This is a genomic window from Halorubrum halodurans, assembly GCF_002252985.1.
Taxonomy (GTDB): domain Archaea; phylum Halobacteriota; class Halobacteria; order Halobacteriales; family Haloferacaceae; genus Halorubrum; species Halorubrum halodurans.
Map to the genome: position 1 here is coordinate 1 of NZ_NHPJ01000053.1, position 2,370 is coordinate 2,370.

Consider the following 2,370-nt stretch of genomic DNA (forward strand, 5'->3'; position numbering starts at 1 on the left):
GGTGGGACTCAAAGGGGCAGTCGGCTCCGGGAAGACGGCCGAAGCAAGCACCGCAGGAGCGAGCAATGCGAGCGACGAGGAGCACAGCGAGGCCCTCGACCGGAGCCGGCTGGGGCTTTGGAGATGGTCACTGGGCCAGCAACGATCGCGTTTCTATCAGAGTAAAACCACTTGTAACACCCGTTCTATAAGCAAGCGATCTAGAACATGTCCCGTGCTGAGGGTTCCGACGAGTCCGCCGCGTTCTAGTCGCCGCCGACGGGCGTCGACCGTCCGGTCGTGGCGTCGGAGTCCCGGAGCACCCATGCCGCGCCCGCGGCCAGCGCGAGCGCGAGCGCGAGCGCGACGAGGTTCAGCCGCTGCCAGGCGACGGTGTACAGGACCAGGTCGCGGCCGAGAAGCAGGGTGGCGACGAGCGCGGCCATCGATCCGGCTGCCAGCCGACGAACCGTCGACGCGGTGGCGGGCGCGAGGCCGCCCACGCCCCCCTCGCGCGCCTCGGTCGCGACGACGAGGGCCGCCACGAGCCCGAGGTGCGCGCTCAGGCCGGCGACGTAGAAGGCGGCCTGTCCGCCGGGCGAGTAGGTGAGGAGCGGCACCGCCCGCGAGAAGACGGCGCTCGCGAGGATCCCGCCGACCGCGATGCCGAGCGCGGCGCGGAGGAGTCGGGCGGACGGCGGACGGTCGCCGCCCCACATCGTCGTCAGGCCGAGCAGCGTGAAGATACACAGCGCGACGATCAGGTGGGCGGCGTGCGTCGACACCGTGTACCCGCCGGGTACGAGCCCGCCGATCGTGACCGTGATCGCGCCGACCGCGATCTGGACCGGGAGGATCGCGACCGCGAGCGTCGCCGCGATCCGGGTCCGCCGGTCGCGCGAGCCGAGCCAGCTCCAGCCGGCCACCCCGACGATCAGGAAGCCGGTGACCATGGCCCACACGCGGTGGAACCACTCGATGAAGTCGGGGTTGATCGTCAGCGTGGGGATGAGCTGGTCCGAACACAGCGGCCACTGGGCCTGACACGCCAGTCCGGACCCCGTCGCCGCGGTGTAGACGCCCAGCGCGAACAGCGTCAGCGTCATCCCCGTCGTCGTCGCCGCGTACCGTCGGAAGGTCAGCCACGCGGGCCGAAGACTCATTGGCCGTACTCGGGCTCGCGCGTACTTAGACCGTTCGACCGGTCCGGAACGCCGGGAACGGATCGGCGGCGGTCCGGGCCGGATCGGCCGGCACGGCGATCACCCCGAGAGCCGATCGCGGGCGCGCCGGGCCTTCGACGACATCTCCTCGTCGCCCTCGACGTCCGCGAGCGTCTCGACGGCCTCCAGCTTCCGGACCGCGTCGTCGAGGAACGACCGCACGTCGCCGGCGTACGCGTACACCATGTAGTCGTCGGTCATCACGTCGACGATCGCGCCGGGGCCGAGCCCCTGTGCGCGCAACTCGAGCACGTACCGGATGAACTTCCGCTCGGGGCAGCCGCAGTAGGGGTTCGACTGGCAGTCGCAGTCGAGGAAGTCCTCGGCGAAGTCTAAGATTCGGTCGCGGGTGGTCGAGTCGAGCTTCGAGAGCCCGTCGCCGGTGAAGAGCATGTCGAGCGTCGCGCCCGCGAACGCGCTCTTGGGGACGTTCGTCTCCAGCTGGGAGGCGAGCTGGCGGTGGTTCTTCACGTAGATCTTGTCGGTGAACGCCACGGCGTGTCCGCGATAGGTCTCCGGGACTCAAAAGGAGCGTGGTCGCCCGGTCGGTGCCGACCGAGCCGCTCGAGTCAGCGTTTCACGACGCCGTCCTCGGCGACGATCGACCCGTTCTTTATCACGTAGTCCGGCGTATCGTTCTCGAGGATCGCCCACTCCGGCGAGGACGCCGAGTGGACGACGAGGTCCGCGGGCGTGCCGGGGTCCACGTCGTAGCCCTCGAGGTCAAGCACGCTCGCGCCGTGCGCCGTGACGAGGTCCCAGAGCGTTCGAAGCCCGCGGTTCGTCGAGTAGCCGTCCAGTTTCAGCGACTCGACGAGCATCGCCTCCAGGGGATCGAGGTTGCCGTGTGCGCCCCACAGGTCGTGGAACTGGTCCGTCCCGTGGGCCATCGTGAGCCCCGCCCCGTGGCACTCGCGGATCGGCATTCCCGTCGGCGTGCTCTGATAGCAGGTGACGAGGTCCAGCCTCGCGTCGCGGAAGCGGTCGAGCGCCGCCGGAAGCCGGTCGCCCGCGTCGGCGAGGGCGAAGGCGTGGCTGGCGGTCACGCGGTCCTCGTACCCCGCCTCGACCGCTCGTTCGGCGAGCCGTTCGAGCGTCTCCATCCCCGTGGCGTCCCGCTCGTGGACGTGTACGTCCAGGTCGACGTCGCCACGGACCACGACGTCGA

Annotated in this window: 3 protein-coding genes; all 3 read right to left on the bottom strand. The window is 70.0% G+C overall.

Going from position 1 to position 2,370, the window contains the following annotated elements; all coding sequences use genetic code 11:
- Positions 1–245: 245 nt before the first annotated feature.
- The gene (locus DJ70_RS04775) at positions 246–1,085 is read right to left on the bottom strand and encodes a COX15/CtaA family protein (protein ID WP_094530648.1); all 840 of its coding nucleotides are present in this window, start codon (positions 1,083–1,085) and stop codon (positions 246–248) included.
- 156 nt (positions 1,086–1,241) lie between these two features.
- Positions 1,242–1,697, bottom strand: a complete 456-nt coding sequence (locus tag DJ70_RS04780) for a DUF5814 domain-containing protein (protein ID WP_066417326.1) — start codon at positions 1,695–1,697, stop codon at positions 1,242–1,244.
- Between the two features lie 74 nt (positions 1,698–1,771).
- On the bottom strand, positions 1,772–2,370 hold a 599-nt coding region (locus DJ70_RS17590), incomplete at its 5' end, for an amidohydrolase family protein (RefSeq protein WP_218827786.1).